Genomic DNA, 17,742 nt, shown 5'->3' on the forward strand with positions numbered 1-17,742 from the left:
CGCGCATGAGCCCGCGGCGCTTCTTGCATGTGCGCTGTCCGCGGCGCGCAATCGGCAATGAGTGCGAAGAATGAACAATCTTATTGAAATAAAGGGAATAACCCACGCTTACAAAACCGCGGCTGGCCCGCTCCCGGTCCTGGACGATCTCAACCTTTCCATTCCTGAAGGCGGTTTTTGTGCGGTGGTCGGACCCTCAGGCTGCGGCAAGTCCACGCTGACCCGCTTGATTGCCGGGCTGATGTTTCCAGACGAAGGCGAGGTATGGCTTCATGGCCAGCGGGTGAGGTCTCCGCGAAGTTCTGTTGGAATGGCGTTCCAGAATCCCGTTTTGCTGGAATGGCGCACCATTCTGGACAATGTAATCCTTCCGCTGGAAATCGTTGCCCCCAGAATGCCCAAGGCCAAGAAGGAAGAGCGGGCGCGGGAACTGCTTGCGATGGTGGGCTTGCAAGATTTCGCCAACAAGCGGCCATCCGAACTTTCCGGCGGCATGCGCCAGCGCGCGTCACTCTGCCGTTCACTCGTGCATAAACCCGACATCCTGATCCTTGATGAGCCGTTCGGCGCTCTGGACGCCTTTACGCGGGAAGATCTCTGGCAGCTCATGCATCAGCTTCGCGCCGAAGAGCCGTTCACTGCCCTCCTCATCACGCATGACCTGCGGGAGAGCGTCTATCTGGCCGATCAGGTGGTCGTCCTGTCGGGTCGCCCCGCCACGACGCAATTCGTTCTCGACATCGACGTGTCAGGGCCGCGCCCGATCGACATGCTTTATTCGACGCAATCGGTGGAATGGCTGGCACAGCTTCGTGAGCAGATCAAGATCGCGCAGGGGCGCGGAGGCAGGAAGAGGGCGGCTGCATGACCACCAGCGAGTTGCAAAAGGTAGTCTCTCCCGTACTCGCCATCCTCATCTTTGTTGCCTTGTGGGAGTTCTGGGTCTGGTACATGGGTTGGCCCACCTACAAGATGGCCGCTCCTTCCGACCTTTGGCCGGCTTTCTGGGAGTACCGGGAATTGTTTGCCATCAATGCGTGGCAAACGCTGTGGCGTACGGTAGTAGGGCTTGGCCTTGCCGTGGTCGTCGGCACCGTGCTGGGGATGATCATGGGGTTGAGCCGCGTGATGAACGACGCGCTTTACCCATTGCTCGTCGGCTTCAACGCGATACCCAAGGCCACGGTGGTGCCGGTGGTCGCGCTCGTCTTCATCGGGCAGCACGACTTCAACACCATTCTCATTGCCTTCATGATTTCCTTTTTTCCGATTTCGGTGTCGGTTGCCATTGGCCTGTCCACTCTGGAGCCGGAGTACCGGGATATACTGCGCTCGCTAGGCGCCTCGCGCTTCACAGTCTTCTGGAAGATCGCCCTGCCGAAGACCCTTCCGGAGTTTTTTGGCGCGCTGAAGGTTGCCGTGACCCTCGCGTTCATCGGCACGAATCTGGTGGAGATCGTGACACCGCATGGCCGGGGGCTGGGAAGCCTATTCGATTCCGGCCGAATCGCGTCGAACTATCCGCTCATGTTCGCTGTGTTGATCGCGCTCGCGCTGCTGGGAATCCTCCTGTACTACATCGTGGTTGCTTTGGAGCGCATATTCGCCGGCTGGGCCGAACGCCGGCCGACCTGACGAGCTAAGTTCCAATCAAGCAAAACGGGCGCCGCTTGCACATGCGCCCGTTTTCATCGGCACAATCGAAACATCATTCGATCGCGCGGTGACAGCCGCATGGGCCAAAGATCCGGTTGCGCGGGACGGTCACCTCGTATCGCAGCCCCTGGGCGCTGCAACCTGAATATAAAGCTGCCAAGCGCTTCACCAAAACGGCAGGTGATCGCCTCACGCCCATCACGTCCGCTGCTGACATCTTCAACTTTGCCCCATTTTAGAAATGGCTTGCAGTACGGCCGTTCCCGATTAGCAAGCCCGATCAGGAACCGTCGATCTGCCGACCCATGATGGCAATGGCTTGCTGGTAAACGCTGGCGGCGTTCCAGCTTTGGATAGCGGCGAAGTTCGGCTCCCCCGGCTGGTAGCCGGCACCGGGGCGCCAGCCATGCGCACGCAGGAAATTGGCCGTCGATGTCAATGCATCGGCCACCGAACCAATCATGTCTATGCGGCCGTCGCCATCGCCGTCTACTCCATATTTGAGCGCGTTGCCCGGAAGGAACTGGGTCTGGCCGATCTCACCATGCGCTGCGCCGACCGCCGATGGGCTGAGCATCCCGCGTTCCACCAGCTGGAGTGCGGCGTAAAGATGTCCAGTGAAGAATTCGGAGCGGCGGCAATCATAGGCAAGGGTCGCGACTGCGGAAAGAATGTTCTGATTGCCCAGAAAGCCACCAAAGCCGGTTTCCATACCCCAAATGGCAAGAAGCGGACCGGGAGGAACACCGTATTGCGACTCGATAGAGGCAAGCAGCCCCGCATAGCGGGATTTCATGCTCTTGCCGCGCGAGACGATGGCATCCGAACCACGTCTTTTCATGAATTCCTGTAGTGACAGCTTGAAGCTTTTCTGCCCACGATCGGCAGCTATCGTCTTCGTTGCATAGCTGGTGCGGGACAGCGCATCCAGCGCTCGGGAGCTCACACCGCGGGCGGAAGCCTCACGGATGAACGCGCTTTTCCAGTTCTCAAACCCCCTGCCGTCATTGCCGCATGCCGTACTGGCAAGGGCGGTCCCACCAGACAAGAGGACAATGGCCAGACTTGCCGCGAGACAACGCGCACTCCTCGCCAGCTTCATGTGCTTCTCCTCGTTTGCATACAGATTTGTGAATTCTGCCAGTGAATTGCGGCGATGTCACGTCACCCAGTTCCTCGACGAAATCTTGAAAAAAGGAACGAAAAGGTCGGCTAATTGTTCAATTGCCCGTGTGAAAGTGACAAGGAGTCAAACAATGAGAAGCTTTACGCTGAAAGCTGCAGTCGCGGGATTTGCGCTGTTTTCAATTGCCGGCGCCGCCTCGGCGCAAGTTATGGCGACTGCCACCACCGATCTCAATATTCGTTCGGGCCCCGGTCCCGAATATCCCGTGGTCGGCGTGATAGGCAACTCGCAGGAGGCGACGGTTCAGGGTTGCCTTGAGGACAGCAAGTGGTGCCAGGTCAGTTTTCAGGGCGTGGAAGGTTGGTCCTATTCCGACTATCTGATGGCCAACATGGGTACACAGACCATGGTGCTTACTGAACGTCCCGCCGAGGTCCCGGTGGTTAGCTATGAGGCTACTGCGAGCACCGATACTGGTGTGGGTGCGGCTGCCGGCGCGACCACAGGAGCAGTGGCTGGCGCCATCATTGGCGGCCCTGTCGGCGCCGCTGTCGGCGGTGCAGTCGGAGCAGTGACGGGCGGCGCAATAGAGACCGTTTCACCGCCGCAGGAGGTGGTGAGCTATGTCCAGAGCAACCCCGTTGAACCCGTCTATCTGGAAGGCGAAGTAGTGGTCGGCGCGGCTCTGCCGGAAACGGTCGCGGTCCGCGAAATTCCCGATTACGAGTACCGCTACGTCTATGTGAATGGGCAGCCCGTACTGGTCGAACCAGACACCCGCCGTATCGTCTATGTGATGCGGTAAGACGCCATAAGGCAACAAGTGAGGGCGCCGTCGCGCACGCCGCGGTGGCGCCTGTGCGATTTGCTCAGCACGGCAAGAACGGTTCCGCTTGACTCGTGAACGTTTTTCGCGTCTAGAGTGCACCTTGATTCCCGCGACGAGTTGAAAACTCTGAGCAGCCGACTGGGACTGGATCCCGGAGGTCAACACCCGGCAGCGCGATGCGCCCCCGGGTGCTATACGGTATTCTGCGAGGTTTAACCGGGCGCGGGAATGCATTACCTCTCGTATCCTAGGATGCGAGAATAGAGGAACGCGAATGTTTGAGAACCTGCAGGAACGCCTCGGCGCAATCCTGAACAATCTCACCGGGCGCGGTGCGCTGTCCGAGGCCGATGTGGCAGCTGCCTTGCGCGAGGTCCGCCGCGCATTGATCGAGGCGGATGTGGCGCTTGACGTGGTGCGGTCCTTCACGGACCGCGTGCGGGAAAAGGCCGTTGGCGCAGAGGTTCTAAAATCCGTTAAGCCCGGGCAGATGGTCGTCAAGATCGTCCACGACGAGCTGGTGGATATGCTCGGCTCGGAAGGCGAGACGATCGACCTCAATGCGCCAGCCCCGGTCGTCATCATGATGGTGGGCCTGCAGGGCTCAGGCAAGACCACAACCACGGGTAAGATTGCAAAGCGGCTTTCCGAGCGCCAGGGCAAGAAAGTGCTGATGGCCTCGCTCGACACACGCCGCCCGGCCGCGCAGGAACAACTCAGGCAGCTTGGCGAGCAGACGGGAATTGCGACGCTTCCCGTCATTCCCAACCAGACGCCAGTCGATATCGCCAAACGTGCCGTTCAGGCGGCGAAGCTCGGCGGTCATGACGTCGTCATTCTCGATACGGCCGGACGTACGCATATCGACGAGCCGCTGATGGTCGAGATGGCCGACATCAAGCGTACATCGAACCCGCATGAGATACTACTCGTTGCCGACGCGCTGACCGGACAGGACGCCGTTAATCTTGCCAAGAACTTCGATGAACGGGTGGGCATCAGTGGTATCGTCCTTACCCGTCTGGACGGCGATGGGCGAGGAGGCGCGGCCCTCTCGATGAGGGCCGTTACCGGAAAGCCGATCAAGCTCATCGGCACTGGCGAGAAGATGGATGCGCTTGAGGAGTTCCATCCTCGGCGGATCGCCGACCGCATTCTGGGCATGGGCGACATCGTATCGCTCGTCGAGAAGGCGGCAGAAACCATCGATAAGGAAAAAGCCGCCCAGATGGCGAAGAAGATGCAGGAGGGGAAGTTCGACCTGAACGACCTTGCCGAGCAACTTCGTCAGATGCAGAAGATGGGCGGCATGGGGGGCATCATGGGTCTGATGCCGGGCATGGGCAAGATGAAAGACCAGCTTGCAGCCGCCGGCCTTGACGACCGGATGTTCGCCAGGCAGATCGCCATTATCCAGTCAATGACGCCGGTCGAACGTGCAAATCCCGAGCTGTTGAAGCACAGCCGCAAGAAGCGCATCGCTGCCGGTTCGGGTACGGACGCCGCCCAGATCAACAAGCTGCTTAAGATGCACCGACAGATGGCCGACATGATGAAGGCTATGGGGGGCAAAGGCCGAAAGGGCGGATTGATGCGCGGCCTCATGGGCGGAGTGGCGCAGAAGATGGGCCTTGGCGGCGCGGGCGGCTTGCCGGATCTGTCCAAGGTGGATCCTGAGCAACTGGAAGCATTGCAAAAGCAACTGGGCGGAGGAGGGCTGCCAACAGGGCTTCCGAAGGGGCTTCCCGGTCTTCCCGGCGGCCTGCCGGGACTGCCAGGCGGACTGCCTGGCCTGCCACGCAAGAAATAGGGAGGAGACAGATGAGCAGCGAGTCAGATACTGCCCGTGTGCGGCTTCTTGAGTTGCGAGCCTCGATCGATAATCTCGACGCGGCATTGATCCACGTCCTGGCGGAACGTTTCCGCTGCACGAAGGCAGTGGGCAAGCTGAAGGCCGAGAACAACATGCCGGCAGCGGACCCGGCGCGGGAACAGGAGCAGATCTCCCGTCTGCGCCGGCTCGCCGATGAAGCAAATCTCGATCCGGATTTTGCCGAGAAGATACTGACCTTCATTGCTCGCGAAGTAATCCGCCATCACGAGGCCATCGCAGTGAAGCACACGGCTCCGCTGGAGCAGAAAGTCTGACGCTAATGATACCGGTCCTCAAAAGCGAACGCTTGATCCTGCGCCGATGGAGGAATGAGGACTTCCCCGCCTATGCGGCTTTCGCAGCCGATCGGGAGCGCATGCGTTATCTCGGCGGACCGCGCGAGGAATGGGAAGCCTGGACAGCCTTTGCCGCCATGTCGGGCGAATGGAGCCTCAACGGCTACGGCATTTTCGCCATTGCCGTTAAGGAAGGTGACCAAGTCGCTGGCTATGCGGGCCTCTGGAAGCCGCCCTATATCGACGAGCCGGAACTTGCCTGGGGCCTCTATGCGGGCTTCGAAGGGAATGGCTTCGCCACCGAAGCGGCCCGACGCGTGCAGATATGGGCTGCACATGAGCTTCGTCTGCCGCCACTGATGAGCTTCGTTCATCCCGAAAATCTGGCTTCCCAGGCCGTCATCAAACGGCTTGGCGGGGTGCCATTGCCGCCCACCACGCTGCGTGGCGAACCGCGCCTGCGTTTCAGGCACATCCTGCCGACCTGAATTCAACGCCATCATCGAAAGGAACTCTATTCATGGCACTGAAAATCCGACTGGCCCGTGCAGGGTCGAAAAAGCGCCCCTACTACCACATTGTGGTGGCTGACATTCGCGCGCCGCGCGATGGCCGCTTCATCGAACAGCTCGGCTCATGGAACCCCATGCTTCCGAAGGATGCAGAGCGCGTAAAGCTTAACGAGGAACGGATCCAGTACTGGCTCGGGCATGGCGCTTTGCCCACCGATCGCGTGCTGCGCTTCCTTGATCAGGCCGGCATCGCCAAGCGGCCCGAGCGCAGCAATCCTAAGAAAGCCGAGCCTGGCAAGAAGGCGCAGGAGCGAATTGCCGCCGCGCGGCAGGCGGAGGAGGAAGCCAAGGCCGCAGCTGCAGAGGCCGCTGAGAGCGCGGGCGAAGAGGCCGCAAGCTGATCACACCAGCGGAGCTTGAGAACGAAAATGGCGGGCTTCGGCCCGCCATTTCCTAATGCATCTAGAATATGGGTGTGGAAGCCAGGCCGCTACATGGTCGCCGTATACAGGCCGCTACATGGTCGCCGTATAGTAGAAGATATGGCGCCCGATCTTGCCCGTTTTCTCCAGCTTCTTGGCCCAGCGCGGACTAACGTAGTCGGCATGATAATGCGTGGAGCGCTGGATCGGCCGCAAGACTTCCGGGCAGCCGCGATCGTCGCAAGCGAAGATCTTTCGCGCTATGGCCTCAGCTTTCTTGTAAGCCTCGGGATCTGTAATGGGATTGCCTGAGCCGTCGCACGCAAAGGAGAACTGGCATGCATTGCGCCGGTGACTGTTCTGATACACCACGTCGCAGACGGTATCAGGATAAAACTGACTCTTGACGCGATTAAGAATGACCTTGGCGACAGCGTTCTGACCAGAGACGGGTTCGCCCCTTGCCTCGAAATAAATCGCGGTCGCCAGGCACTCGATTTCCGAATTGTAGCTGCGATAGACGGAACTGTCCTTGATCTCCGCCACGATACGTCCAGCATTCGCAGCCGCTGACTGCGCGACGAGAAGCGCGCATGCCATGCCGATGGCGGTCACACCGCCCAAAAGCTTCTTCTGCATTGCCCCAACCCTGTTGGCCTTTTTTTCCCCTCTTGAGCCACCAATGGGGCGTCAGGGGGGAATGGATGGGGCAGAAACGTGGAAATTCCCGGGCATGGAGAGGGCGGTCTTGTATGCAGTGACTGCTTTACTCTTAAAGTCAGCCGCTTGCTTGCGTCACACGACCGAAAGCTCCGCTTCGGAAAGCAGCGAGCTTTTCTCCTCTATAGCCCTAAACAGAAATGCCAGACCTTTAATGCGCCGGATAGATGGCATAGGTGTAGCGATGTGGGGCCTTGTCGGGAACTCATTTGCATACTAATGATTTTACGAAGGTCCAGCAGGCATATAAAAGCAGAGCCAGGAATATCGGAATGAACACTGCCGTGCTGCGCGACACTGAAAACTCTGACAGGCTGGAGTTCCCCATTCCAGCCGGCGTCTATGCGGAACGCGTCGTTTCCGTAAAACATTATACCGATCGGCTCTTTGCCTTTCGCATTACGAGGCCACGGTCCTTTCGCTTCCGCTCAGGCGAGTTCGTGATGATTGGGCTGCCGAATGCTGAGAAGCCTGTGTTTCGAGCCTATTCGATGGCAAGCCCGGCTTGGGACGAAGAACTTGAGTTCTTCTCGATCAAGGTGGCTGATGGGCCTCTGACTCAGCACCTGCAAAAGATCAAAGCGGGCGATACCATCCTCATGAGGCAGAAGCCGACGGGCACGCTGGTGCTCGATGCGCTTACGCCGGGCAGGCGCCTCTACATGATCTCCACTGGCACCGGAATTGCACCCTTTGCAAGCCTCGTACGCGACCCGGAGACCTATGAAAAGTTTGACCAGATCGTCCTCACCCATACCTGTCGAGATCTGGCGGAATTGACATATGGCGAAGAGTTGATCGCAGCCACGCGAGAAGACCCGCTGATCGGCGAACTGACCGAGGGGCGGCTGCAGCACTTCACCTCAACAACCCGCGAGGCCTCTGGCAGTCAGGGCCGCATTACAAGCTGGATCGAGAGTGGCGCTCTCTTCAAAACCCTGGGGACTCCCCCATTCGACCCCACAACGGATCGCGTGATGATCTGCGGTTCGATCGCCATGATCAAGGATGTGAAGGCTCTGGTTGAGAAAGCGGGGCTGAAGGAAGGCTCCAATGCCGTTCCCGCCGACTTTGTGGTGGAGCGAGCCTTCGTCGGGTGATAACCCAAGAAATCAGCGACGCCTCGACGTCATCTGCTATAGTGAGGAGTTGCCACCGGCAATTGCGTGGGAAGCAGTGGACCAAGCCAGCCTTATTCGGGACCGTGCGGCTGCTGCCTCTTGTCTTATGTTAGTTGCGCCGCATATCGTCTTCAGACGCCGGTTTCCAGCGGACGGTTAGCCATGGGCGAGACATTCGTCATTGCACAAGGTGGAGGGCCCACAGCCGTCATCAACCAGACCGTCGCCGGCGCGGTTCTGGAGGCCCGCAGACGCTTTCCGAAAGCCAGGGTTCTAGGTGCGCTCCACGGGGTAAGGGGCGTTCGGGATAATCGCCTTGTTATGCTTTCTGACCTGCCGGAAGAGCGCTTGCGAGCAATTGCCGGGACGCCCAGTGCCGCCTTGGGCAGTACCCGGGACAAGCCCGACGAAGCCTATTGCGAAGCCATTGTGAAGGGACTCACGGAGGTAGGAGCCGACGGCTTCATCTATATTGGGGGCAACGACACAGCAGGCACCCAACAGCTTCTGAATGAAGCTTCCGGCGGGCGAATTACCTGCGTTCACGCGCCCAAGACCATCGACAATGATCTGGAAGAGAACGATCATACACCCGGTTTCATTTCGGCGGCCGAGTTCGTGGCGGGCGCATTCCTCAGCATAGATCTGGATTTCATGGCGCTGCCGGGGATCTATGTTGGGATCGTTATGGGCCGACATTCGGGTTTTCTTACCGCCTCGGCCGCGGCCTGGTCGCTGGGCGAAGAAGCAGGTCCACACCTCATCTATGTTCCTGAGCGTCCGTTCGAGCGCGCAAGTTTCGTTGAAGATGTGAAGGCGACGTTCGCGCGCCACGGGCGCTGCATCGTGGCGATGTCGGAGGGCGTCTCCACCGCTGACGGCCGCTCGTTGGTTGAAACGTTGGTGCCGCCGGAACTTCAGGAGCGAGATCAGCATGGCAATCTGCGCCTTTCCGGCAGCGATCTTGGGCAGACCATTGAGCACATCCTGGCAGAGGAGCTACCTGGAAGGCGAGCGCGGGTAGACACGTTTGGTTACCTGCCGCGCGGCAATATCGCCACCATCAACGCGACCGATGCGAGGGAAGCGTTCGAAGCCGGACAATATGCCATAGAGGCAATGGAAAAGGGTGGGGGCTCTGTCGCATTGCAATGGAACGGCAAGGAGACCCGCTGCAAGCTGGTGCCACTCTCGAGCGTGGCTGGCAGAACGAGGCAGATGCCCCACGACTTTCTCCACGAAGACGAAAGCGGCCTGACGGAGGCTGGACTTGCGTATCTCTCCAGGCTATTGCCACGGAAATATCAGCCTGCGCCGCCGTTCACTTGAGAAATGATCGCCGGTAAAAAGCGCCGTTCCCCTACCTCTGAAGCAGCCTGCAGAGCTCGTCAAGCTGTTCGAGCGTCCGATAGGCGATACGAAGCTCGCCGCCCTTGTTCTTGTGGTTTATGGCTACCTTTAAGCCCGTATGATCGCTGAGCAGCTTCTCAAGGGCCAGCGTATCCGGATCTTTCTGTCGCGGCTCAGCCTTCGAAGGCGCCTCTGCATTGGTCTGGCTCGCCAATGCTTCCGCTTGGCGTACGGAAAGACCTTCTTCGATAATGCGCTTGGCGAGGCCCACAGGGTCTTCCGCATTGACGAGTGTCCTGGCGTGACCCGCGGTGAGCGAGCCGTCGATGATAAGGTCGCTAACGGATGGTGGCAATTTTAGAAGGCGCAGTGTATTGGCCACATGGCTGCGGCTCTTGCCAATCACCTGGCCAAGATCCGCCTGCGTGTAATTGTGCTCCTCCATGAGTTGCTCATAGCCGCGTGCTTCCTCCAGAGGATTGAGATCAGCGCGCTGGACATTCTCTATAATGGCAAGCTCAAGCGCGGCCTTGTCGTCCACCTCGCGAATAATGACCGGGATTTCGGATAGTCCAGCCCGTTGCGCAGCCCGCCAGCGGCGCTCCCCGGCTATAATTTCATAGCGGCTCGCGGCCGAAGCGGGGCGTACAACCACCGGCTGCACGATGCCGTGCTCGCGTATCGACTGGGCAAGATCTGCCAGCTCCGCTTCAGCAAAATTGCGGCGCGGATTGCGGGGATTGGGAGAAATGAACTCAATAGGAACCCGGCTATCGGGCCGAACCACTTCCTGCCTTATACTCGCGGGCTTGTCGATCTCACCGATCAGCGCCGCCAGTCCTCGGCCGAGGCGCTTGCGCGAAGGATCATCATTCATACCCTACCCCTTGTTCTGCCGGACAATTATGCGGCGCGCAGCCGCCGTTCGCGGCGAATGACTTCCGACGCGAGTTGAAGATAAGCTTGGCTTCCGGAGCACTTCAAATCGTACAGGATCGCGGGCTTGCCGTAGGAAGGCGCCTCAGAGACGCGCACATTCCGCGGTATGACGGTCTCATATACCGTGTCACCCATATGGGCTCGCACGTCCTCCACCACCTGGTTTGCCAGATTGTTCCGCCGATCGAACATCGTGAGAACGATGCCTTGTATGGTTAGCAACGGGTTAATGGAAGCCCTTATCTGCTCGACTGTTTCAAGCAGTTGGCTCAACCCCTCCAAAGCAAAGAACTCGCATTGCAGGGGCACAAGCACGGAATCGGCCGCCGCCATAGCATTCAGAGTAAGAAGGTTCAACGATGGCGGACAGTCGATGAGGACGTAGGAGTAATCGATACCTCCCTCCGCGTTGCGCAAGGCTTTTCGCAACTTCAAGACCCGATCCGAAGCATTGGAGATTTCCATCTCAATACCAAGCAGATCCAGCGTTGATGGAATGATTGCCAAGCCGGGTACCGCCGTTGCAACGGCCGCGCTGCGAATGTTCGTTGCGCCCGTCAACACGTCGTATGAAGAGATCACCCTCGCCTGCCGCTCAATGCCGAGACCGGTGCTGGCATTTCCCTGGGGGTCGAGGTCTACAATAAGAACCTTCTCGCCGATCGCGGCCAATGCCGTGGCTAGATTAATTGCTGTTGTCGTTTTCCCGACCCCACCCTTCTGGTTTGCCACGGTGATAATGCGTGATGGCTTGCTCATAGCCCCGACCGAATATTCCCGACCTGCGGCTGCATCATAGGCGACGGAGATTCGTAATATCAAGAATCACGCCATCGCCTCCAGCCTTGCTGGGATGTTCTACCAGATCAAAAAGCCAGGCGACACGGCATTCTTCAATTTCCCTCTGATAATCCCGCCCTTTGTGCAAGAGCGCGCGGGTGTCCCGCGCTATCCACGGCTCGATGAGAGGCAGAAGTCGGTTCAGCGGGGCCAGCGCCCGGGCAGTGATAATCTCAGGGGCTGGTATCAGACCATGACAGTCCTCAATCCGCCGCGCGTGCACCAAGGCGGGCGCCCCAGCCGCGGCCAGAGCTGTTTGCAGGAATGCCGCCTTCTTCCGGTTACTTTCTACCAGATCAACATGTGCGCCCGGTCTATCTTGCAGAAGTATCGCCATGATAGCCCCCGGAAACCCGCCACCGGAACCGAGGTCCAACCATCGCAATGCATCACGGGCATGAGCAAGCAACTGGGCGCTATCCAGTATGTGGCGCTCCCACAGATCTGGAATCGTCGAGGAAGCCACGAGATTTATACGTTTATTCCAGCGTGAAAATGACTCGGCAAAGGCTTCCAACTTGACATATGTTTCACGTGAAACTGGGCCGGAAACAGACTGCAATGCTGAAAATCGATCAGCACTCATGCTGAACCCGTTCTCCGCTCTGCCTGCCGCGCCGCAACAAGAATAAGAGCGAGCGCAGCTGGCGTCATACCATCGACACGCTGAGCTTCCGCAAGTGTTCGAGGGCGGCGAGCATCCAGCTTATCCTGCAACTCCCGTGAAAGCCCAGGAACATTCCGGTAGCTTATCGTCCCCGGAATCTCCAGAGCTTCGTCACGGCGAACCCGTTCTGCGTCGGTTTCCTGTCGTTCCAGATACACGGCGTACCGTGCTTCGGTCTCCAGCCGCTCGCCAACATTTGTTTGGATGTCCTTGAGCTCCGGCCAGATTGCTGCAAGCCGCTCAAGTGAAAGATCAGGATAAGCAAGAAGATCGTAGGCGTTGCGTCGGATACCGTCGTGATTGAGGGCAATTCCATAACGGGACGCTTCGTTCGGCGTAAGGCTGAAAGAGCACACGAGTCGACGCGCGTCATCCAATGCCTTCTCGGCGGCCGTAAAGCGCTCCTCCCGACCAGATGAGGCGATGCCCCATTCAATAGCTCGGGGCGTGAGGCGGCTATCGGCATTGTCGGCGCGAAGCGATAAGCGAAATTCAGCCCGCGAAGTAAACATGCGATATGGTTCGGTAACACCGCGCGTCACAAGGTCATCAATCATGACGCCAATATATGCATCCGCTCGGCTCAACGTTACGCACATTCCCCCGCCAGCCACACGAGCCGCGTTCACGCCGGCAATGATGCCTTGCGCAGCCGCCTCTTCATAGCCTGTGGTTCCATTGATCTGCCCTGCCAGAAACAATCCCTTGACCCGCCGCGTCTCCAGTGTGGGATCAAGCTCGCGCGGATCCACATGGTCGTATTCTATCGCATAGCCAGGCTGCAGCACGCGTGCGTGCTCGAGCCCGGGTATGGTCCTTAAAAATGCGCGCTGCACATCCTCAGGCAGAGAACTGGATACGCCGTTAGGATAGATGGTATGGTCATCAAGCCCTTCCGGCTCCAGGAATATCTGATGGCTGTCCCGATCGCTGAACTTGACGATCTTGTCCTCGATGGAGGGACAGTAACGCGGCCCGATCCCCTCAATAGCCCCGGAGTATAAGGCCGACCGCCCGAGATTATCACGGATAATCCGGTGCGTTTCCTTCGTTGTTCGCGTGATGCCGCAGAAAATTTGCGGATTGCTGATCCTGTCGGTCAGAAGCGAGAAAGGCTGAGGGTCTGGATCGGCTTCCTGTCGATCCAGACCCTCCCAATTGATCGTACGACCATCCAGTCTGGCGGGCGTACCTGTTTTAAGACGACCCAGAGCGAACCCTGCGGCCTCCATCGAGGCCGAAAGGCGAAGAGCGGCAGGTTCGTTCATCCGCCCGGCGGGAATTTTCTTCTCGCCGATATGTATCAAACCACGAAGGAATGTACCGGTGGTGAGAACGACTGCACCGCATTCAATTCGTCGTTCTCCGGATATTACAATGTGCGTGACACGACCGTCCTCAATGCCGATATCGTGCGCCTCGGCTTCGATTACTGAGAGATTCTCCTGCTCGGCAATAGCCGCCTGCATCGCCTGCCGGTAGAGACGGCGATCAGCTTGCGTGCGAGGGCCGCGCACAGCGGGGCCTTTGCGACGGTTCAAGACGCGAAACTGGATTCCGGCAGCGTCTGCAACCCGACCCATGAGCCCATCCAATGCATCGATCTCGCGAACAAGCTGCCCCTTGCCAATTCCGCCAATGGCAGGATTGCATGACATAACGCCGATCGTGTCTTGGCGCAGGGTGATAAGGGCGGTCGATGCACCGGTCCGCGCAGCCGCGGCCGCAGCTTCACAACCGGCGTGTCCACCTCCGATGACTACAACATCAAACACATCAATCATATTGTCCTCGATCGCCGCGTCTCAGATGCGCACAAGTCGCCTACCAGTCAAGACCCTGTTCCGTTTCACGTGAAACTGAGGGATGCAGCCTGAGCGCTGAAATTGTTTCACGTGAGTCACTGCCGCAACAATGGCGGCAATGTTTCACGTGAGTCATTTGCCGATGCAGAAGGTGGAGAAGATAGCGTCCAGCAGGTCCTCCACATCAATCGCACCATGAATCCGGCCAAGTGCATGCGATGCGACGCGCAGGTCTTCGGCTCTCAATTCGAGCGCTGTTTGATCCCGCAATAGTGCCTTCTCAAGCGCCGCGATCGCTTCATTCAGAAGAACAACATGCCGTGCCCGAAACGGTAATGTATCGCTGCTACCCTCAAGCGCTTTCTTGCATGTCTCTTTGAGACGCTGCGTAAGAGAGTCGAGCCCTTCTCCGGTCTCGGCTGAAACCAGCAGATCATAGCTGGCATCCTCTTTCTTCAAGATGAGGTCAGCTTTGCTGCCTATCTTTAACGTTGGCTTTGCGGGGAGGCCGTCAAAGGCGATAGGGTTTGCAGCATCCTCCAGCAAGAGGATGAGATCCGCCTCTGCTGCCTTGCGCAACGAACGTTCTATCCCCATCGCTTCAACCTGTTCGGTCGCATCGCGGATGCCAGCCGTATCGGAAAGGACAACCTTGACGCCTCCCAAATCAAGAGAGACCTCCAGGATATCCCGCGTCGTTCCAGGCACGTCAGTGACAATCGCGACGTCACGGCGGGCGAGGGCATTGAGAAGACTGGATTTTCCCGCATTAGGCGCCCCCAGGATAACGACTTGGAAGCCTTCACGGATAATCTCGGAATAATGGTATTCCTTCGCGTGGCCAGTAATCTCAGCCCGGAGCTCGCGAACATCCTCCCAGATCGTTTCGCCAACCGAGTCTGGAATATCCGCCTCATCGGCAAAATCCAGCTCTGCCTCGATCATGGCTCGCGCTCGGATAAGCCGTTGCCGCCAACTCTCGTATAGCTGCTGATGCCGCTCAGTGCTATTCGCCAGCGCAAAACGCCGCTGTGCCTCGGTCTCGGACGAGATTAGATCGGAAAGCGCCTCGGCACCGGTCAGGTCGATCTTGCCGTTCAGAAAAGCACGCTTTGTAAACTCGCCGGGATCTGCTGCTCGGAGCGATGGAAATGAGGCTAACGTGCGCAGCATTGCCGCGACGACAGCACGACCCCCATGCAAGTGCAACTCTCCACAATCCTCGCCCGTAAAGCTCGCAGGGCCAGGAAAGAATAGACAGAGACCGCGATCCAGGAGGATACCGCCTTGATCCCGGAAATCCGTTAGCACCGCCTTGCGCGGTGGGGGGATGTGGCCAGCGAGACTTTCCAGAATCAGGCGCGTATCGGGACCAGACATACGCACGATCGCAACGCCGGAAGGCAGTCCGCCGCTGGAAAGAGCGAAGATTGTATCGCGAACAAGCATTTGATCTCAGGTGCAGTGCGCTCTACCCTTCTGAAGGGCGGCGATATGGAGATGACCGTGAAACTCCCAAAGCGAAACCTGCTCGGCGAGCAGACCAGCCCCTACCTTCTGCAGCACAAGGATAACCCTGTGCACTGGAGACCCTGGAGCGCGGAGGCACTCGAAGAAGCAAAAAGGTTGAACAGGCCAATCCTTCTTTCCATCGGTTATGCCGCCTGCCATTGGTGCCATGTCATGGCGCATGAGTCTTTTGAGGATGCAGAAGTTGCCGATGTCATGAACCGTCTCTTCGTTAATATCAAGGTGGATCGTGAAGAAAGGCCGGATATAGATCAAATTTACATGACCGCATTGTCCGCAACCGGCGAGCAGGGCGGCTGGCCTCTGACGATGTTCTTGACACCCGATGCACAACCTTTTTGGGGAGGAACCTATTTTCCAAAACAGCCCCGGTTTGGGCGACCGGGCTTCATACAGGTGTTGAATGCTGTCCATACTGCATGGCGTGAGAAGCAGCCGGAACTTCTTCGCAGCGCCGAGAAGCTGACGGCTCACGTTCACAGCCAATTGGATTCGGCAGCTACAGCCGCGGGCGATGGCCCTTCACCTCTTGCGGAGCTTGCAGGACGGATCGGTGGCATGGTCGATCCGCTGAATGGAGGTATTCGGGGGGCGCCGAAGTTCCCTAATGCTCCCTTCATGGACGTGCTTTGGCTCAACTGGCTTGAAAGACGTACAGCCCAGCATCGGGACGCCGTGCTCAGCACACTGCGTCACATGTTGACGGGTGGCATCTTTGATCACGTGGGTGGAGGTCTTGCGCGATACTCCACGGATGCGATGTGGCTCGTACCCCATTTCGAGAAGATGCTTTATGATAACGCGCAACTCGTGCGCCTGTGCTGTTTCGCCTATGCAGAAACAGGATATGATCTGTTTCATCGGCGCGTTAAAGACACGGTGTCATGGCTTCTCCGCGAAATGCAACTCGGGCATGGAGGATTTGCTTCTAGCATTGACGCAGACTCTGAAGGTGAGGAGGGAAAGTTCTACCTCTGGACAAGGGCGGAGATCGAAGACGTTCTCGGCTCAAAGGCAGATGTGTTTCTGCGCGTCTATGATCTGGCAAGTCCCGCCGAGTGGGACGGAGACCCCATTCTGAACCGCCTTAACAATCCACACCTTCTCGATCCGGTGGACGAGGACCGTCTTCAGACCCTCCTGGAAAAGCTCCGCCTCCAAAGGGAGCGACGGCAGCGACCTGCCCGCGACGACAAGGTACTGGTGGACTGGAACGGGATTACAATATCTTCCCTCGTTCTGGCCGGCCGGCAGTTCCAGAAACAAGAGTGGATCGATGCTGCATACCGCGCGTTCCGCTTTATCCGCGATTCAATGGAAGAGGGCCGCCTTCCGCACAGCATTAGGGAAGGGCGGAAGCTTTATCCCGCGATAGCGAGCGACTACGCGGCGATGATTTCTGCCGCTATTTCCCTGAACGCAGCGCTTCAAGACAACGGTCTAATAGACCAAGCCATGAAATGGGCAGAAATGCTCGACCGATGGCATGCGGACCAGGAAGGAAGCGGATATTACCTGACGGCATCGGACAGCACGGATGTCCCGCTTCGCATTCGAGGAGACGTGGACGACGCCGTCCCCTCGGCCACAAGCCAGATTATCGTAGCTCTCATCCAGCTCTCGGCGGCAAGCGGTGATCACGCGATCTATGAACGTGCCATCCATACCGCCGAGAACGCACTTCGCCGTACCAAAGAACAGCCCTACGGCCAAGCCGGCATTATACACGCCGCCGCAATTGCAGAACGGCCTTTGAGATTGCTAATTTACGACCCAGATGAGGAGCTCGTTAAAGTAGCAAATCGGATCGCCGATCCTCGCCGCGTCGACATTATCCTCGGAGAGGAAGAACAAGACGCGGAACGCCAGCTCGGAATTACAATCGATAGGACCGCATCCGGCGCATGGCTTTGTATCGGTCAGGCTTGTCTTCCCCCATTCAGGGACGCCGTGACGCTTGAAGCAGCCCTGCGCTCGCAATGGCGAGACTGATCGGGGAGGTCGACCTTCTCAAGGTAAGCGACTCATAATCTCGCAACCATATACGAAATTAGGC

At 58.3% G+C, this 17,742-nt stretch carries 17 protein-coding genes; 10 read left to right on the top strand and 7 right to left on the bottom strand.

The window, feature by feature from the left end; all coding sequences use genetic code 11:
- The first annotated feature begins 70 nt into the window (after positions 1–70).
- Complete coding sequence (locus tag HUS57_RS13205; RefSeq protein WP_173934370.1) at positions 71–868, top strand: ABC transporter ATP-binding protein; 798 nt, start codon at positions 71–73, stop codon at positions 866–868.
- The gene (locus tag HUS57_RS13210) at positions 865–1,635 is read left to right on the top strand and encodes an ABC transporter permease subunit (protein WP_173934371.1); all 771 of its coding nucleotides are present in this window, start codon (positions 865–867) and stop codon (positions 1,633–1,635) included. The genes HUS57_RS13205 and HUS57_RS13210 overlap by 4 nt, the downstream gene beginning before the upstream one ends.
- A gap of 301 nt (positions 1,636–1,936) precedes the next feature.
- Here the strand turns inward: HUS57_RS13210 and HUS57_RS13215 are convergent, their stop codons facing one another.
- Positions 1,937–2,758, bottom strand: a complete 822-nt coding sequence (locus HUS57_RS13215; RefSeq protein WP_173934372.1) for a lytic murein transglycosylase — start codon at positions 2,756–2,758, stop codon at positions 1,937–1,939.
- A gap of 154 nt (positions 2,759–2,912) precedes the next feature.
- On the opposite strand from HUS57_RS13215, the gene HUS57_RS13220 reads away from it, so the two are divergent.
- The 5 genes from HUS57_RS13220 to rpsP all read left to right on the top strand — a co-directional run bounded on the left by HUS57_RS13220 (position 2,913) and on the right by rpsP (position 6,693).
- Complete coding sequence (locus HUS57_RS13220; protein WP_173934373.1) at positions 2,913–3,587, top strand: DUF1236 domain-containing protein; 675 nt, start codon at positions 2,913–2,915, stop codon at positions 3,585–3,587.
- Positions 3,588–3,885: 298 nt separating this feature from the next.
- Positions 3,886–5,421: a signal recognition particle protein gene (gene ffh / locus HUS57_RS13225; protein ID WP_173934374.1), complete on the top strand. Its 1,536-nt coding sequence runs from the start codon at positions 3,886–3,888 to the stop codon at positions 5,419–5,421.
- Positions 5,422–5,432: 11 nt separating this feature from the next.
- Positions 5,433–5,759, top strand: a complete 327-nt coding sequence (locus HUS57_RS13230; RefSeq protein WP_173934375.1) for a chorismate mutase — start codon at positions 5,433–5,435, stop codon at positions 5,757–5,759.
- Positions 5,760–5,791: 32 nt separating this feature from the next.
- Positions 5,792–6,268 (top strand): GNAT family N-acetyltransferase, encoded by a 477-nt coding sequence (locus HUS57_RS13235; protein ID WP_246727871.1) that lies wholly within the window; start codon positions 5,792–5,794, stop codon positions 6,266–6,268.
- A gap of 32 nt (positions 6,269–6,300) precedes the next feature.
- Positions 6,301–6,693, top strand: a complete 393-nt coding sequence (rpsP, locus tag HUS57_RS13240; protein WP_173934377.1) for a 30S ribosomal protein S16 — start codon at positions 6,301–6,303, stop codon at positions 6,691–6,693.
- 114 nt (positions 6,694–6,807) lie between these two features.
- Here the strand turns inward: rpsP and HUS57_RS13245 are convergent, their stop codons facing one another.
- Positions 6,808–7,353: a cell wall hydrolase gene (locus HUS57_RS13245; protein WP_173934378.1), complete on the bottom strand. Its 546-nt coding sequence runs from the start codon at positions 7,351–7,353 to the stop codon at positions 6,808–6,810.
- 353 nt (positions 7,354–7,706) lie between these two features.
- Here HUS57_RS13245 and HUS57_RS13250 point away from each other — a divergent pair, with 353 nt between their 5' ends.
- A complete protein-coding gene (locus HUS57_RS13250; RefSeq protein ID WP_173934379.1) occupies positions 7,707–8,534 on the top strand; it encodes a ferredoxin--NADP reductase in 828 nt (275 codons plus the stop codon).
- Between the two features lie 183 nt (positions 8,535–8,717).
- Positions 8,718–9,884 carry a diphosphate--fructose-6-phosphate 1-phosphotransferase gene (locus tag HUS57_RS13255; RefSeq protein ID WP_173934380.1) on the top strand — a complete coding sequence of 389 codons (1,167 nt, stop codon included), beginning with the start codon at positions 8,718–8,720 and terminating at the stop codon, positions 9,882–9,884.
- 31 nt (positions 9,885–9,915) lie between these two features.
- Here HUS57_RS13255 and HUS57_RS13260 read toward each other — a convergent pair whose 3' ends face one another.
- The 5 genes from HUS57_RS13260 to mnmE form a co-directional block, all read right to left on the bottom strand.
- Positions 9,916–10,782, bottom strand: coding sequence for a ParB/RepB/Spo0J family partition protein (locus HUS57_RS13260; RefSeq protein WP_173934381.1), 867 nt, complete (start codon positions 10,780–10,782; stop codon positions 9,916–9,918).
- Between the two features lie 26 nt (positions 10,783–10,808).
- Positions 10,809–11,603: a ParA family protein gene (locus HUS57_RS13265; RefSeq protein WP_173934382.1), complete on the bottom strand. Its 795-nt coding sequence runs from the start codon at positions 11,601–11,603 to the stop codon at positions 10,809–10,811.
- Positions 11,604–11,637: 34 nt separating this feature from the next.
- Entirely contained in the window at positions 11,638–12,270 is a 633-nt protein-coding gene (gene rsmG / locus HUS57_RS13270) for a 16S rRNA (guanine(527)-N(7))-methyltransferase RsmG (protein WP_173934383.1), read from the bottom strand.
- A complete protein-coding gene (mnmG, locus tag HUS57_RS13275) occupies positions 12,267–14,135 on the bottom strand; it encodes a tRNA uridine-5-carboxymethylaminomethyl(34) synthesis enzyme MnmG (RefSeq protein ID WP_173934384.1) in 1,869 nt (622 codons plus the stop codon). Before mnmG ends, rsmG begins: the two co-directional genes overlap by 4 nt.
- A 153-nt stretch (positions 14,136–14,288) precedes the next feature.
- Positions 14,289–15,605: a tRNA uridine-5-carboxymethylaminomethyl(34) synthesis GTPase MnmE gene (gene mnmE, locus HUS57_RS13280; RefSeq protein WP_173934385.1), complete on the bottom strand. Its 1,317-nt coding sequence runs from the start codon at positions 15,603–15,605 to the stop codon at positions 14,289–14,291.
- Positions 15,606–15,656: 51 nt separating this feature from the next.
- Between mnmE and HUS57_RS13285 the strand changes: the two genes are divergently transcribed.
- Entirely contained in the window at positions 15,657–17,678 is a 2,022-nt protein-coding gene (locus HUS57_RS13285; RefSeq protein ID WP_173934386.1) for a thioredoxin domain-containing protein, read from the top strand.
- Positions 17,679–17,742 lie beyond the last annotated feature (64 nt).

The organism is Chelativorans sp. Marseille-P2723 (genome assembly GCF_902809845.1).
GTDB lineage: Bacteria > Pseudomonadota > Alphaproteobacteria > Rhizobiales > Rhizobiaceae > Chelativorans.

Coding starts and splice junctions, on each gene's coding strand:
- HUS57_RS13245 (WP_173934378.1), bottom strand. CDS start 7,353: ATGCAGAAGAAGCTTTTGGGCGGTGTGACCGCCATCGGCATGGCATGC.
- HUS57_RS13260 (WP_173934381.1), bottom strand. CDS start 10,782: ATGAATGATGATCCTTCGCGCAAGCGCCTCGGCCGAGGACTGGCGGCG.
- HUS57_RS13215 (WP_173934372.1), bottom strand. CDS start 2,758: ATGAAGCTGGCGAGGAGTGCGCGTTGTCTCGCGGCAAGTCTGGCCATT.
- rpsP (WP_173934377.1), top strand. CDS start 6,301: ATGGCACTGAAAATCCGACTGGCCCGTGCAGGGTCGAAAAAGCGCCCC.
- HUS57_RS13230 (WP_173934375.1), top strand. CDS start 5,433: ATGAGCAGCGAGTCAGATACTGCCCGTGTGCGGCTTCTTGAGTTGCGA.
- mnmG (WP_173934384.1), bottom strand. CDS start 14,135: ATGATTGATGTGTTTGATGTTGTAGTCATCGGAGGTGGACACGCCGGT.
- mnmE (WP_173934385.1), bottom strand. CDS start 15,605: ATGCTTGTTCGCGATACAATCTTCGCTCTTTCCAGCGGCGGACTGCCT.
- ffh (WP_173934374.1), top strand. CDS start 3,886: ATGTTTGAGAACCTGCAGGAACGCCTCGGCGCAATCCTGAACAATCTC.
- HUS57_RS13265 (WP_173934382.1), bottom strand. CDS start 11,603: ATGAGCAAGCCATCACGCATTATCACCGTGGCAAACCAGAAGGGTGGG.
- HUS57_RS13220 (WP_173934373.1), top strand. CDS start 2,913: ATGAGAAGCTTTACGCTGAAAGCTGCAGTCGCGGGATTTGCGCTGTTT.
- HUS57_RS13210 (WP_173934371.1), top strand. CDS start 865: ATGACCACCAGCGAGTTGCAAAAGGTAGTCTCTCCCGTACTCGCCATC.
- HUS57_RS13205 (WP_173934370.1), top strand. CDS start 71: ATGAACAATCTTATTGAAATAAAGGGAATAACCCACGCTTACAAAACC.
- HUS57_RS13285 (WP_173934386.1), top strand. CDS start 15,657: ATGACCGTGAAACTCCCAAAGCGAAACCTGCTCGGCGAGCAGACCAGC.
- HUS57_RS13250 (WP_173934379.1), top strand. CDS start 7,707: ATGAACACTGCCGTGCTGCGCGACACTGAAAACTCTGACAGGCTGGAG.
- HUS57_RS13255 (WP_173934380.1), top strand. CDS start 8,718: ATGGGCGAGACATTCGTCATTGCACAAGGTGGAGGGCCCACAGCCGTC.
- rsmG (WP_173934383.1), bottom strand. CDS start 12,270: ATGAGTGCTGATCGATTTTCAGCATTGCAGTCTGTTTCCGGCCCAGTT.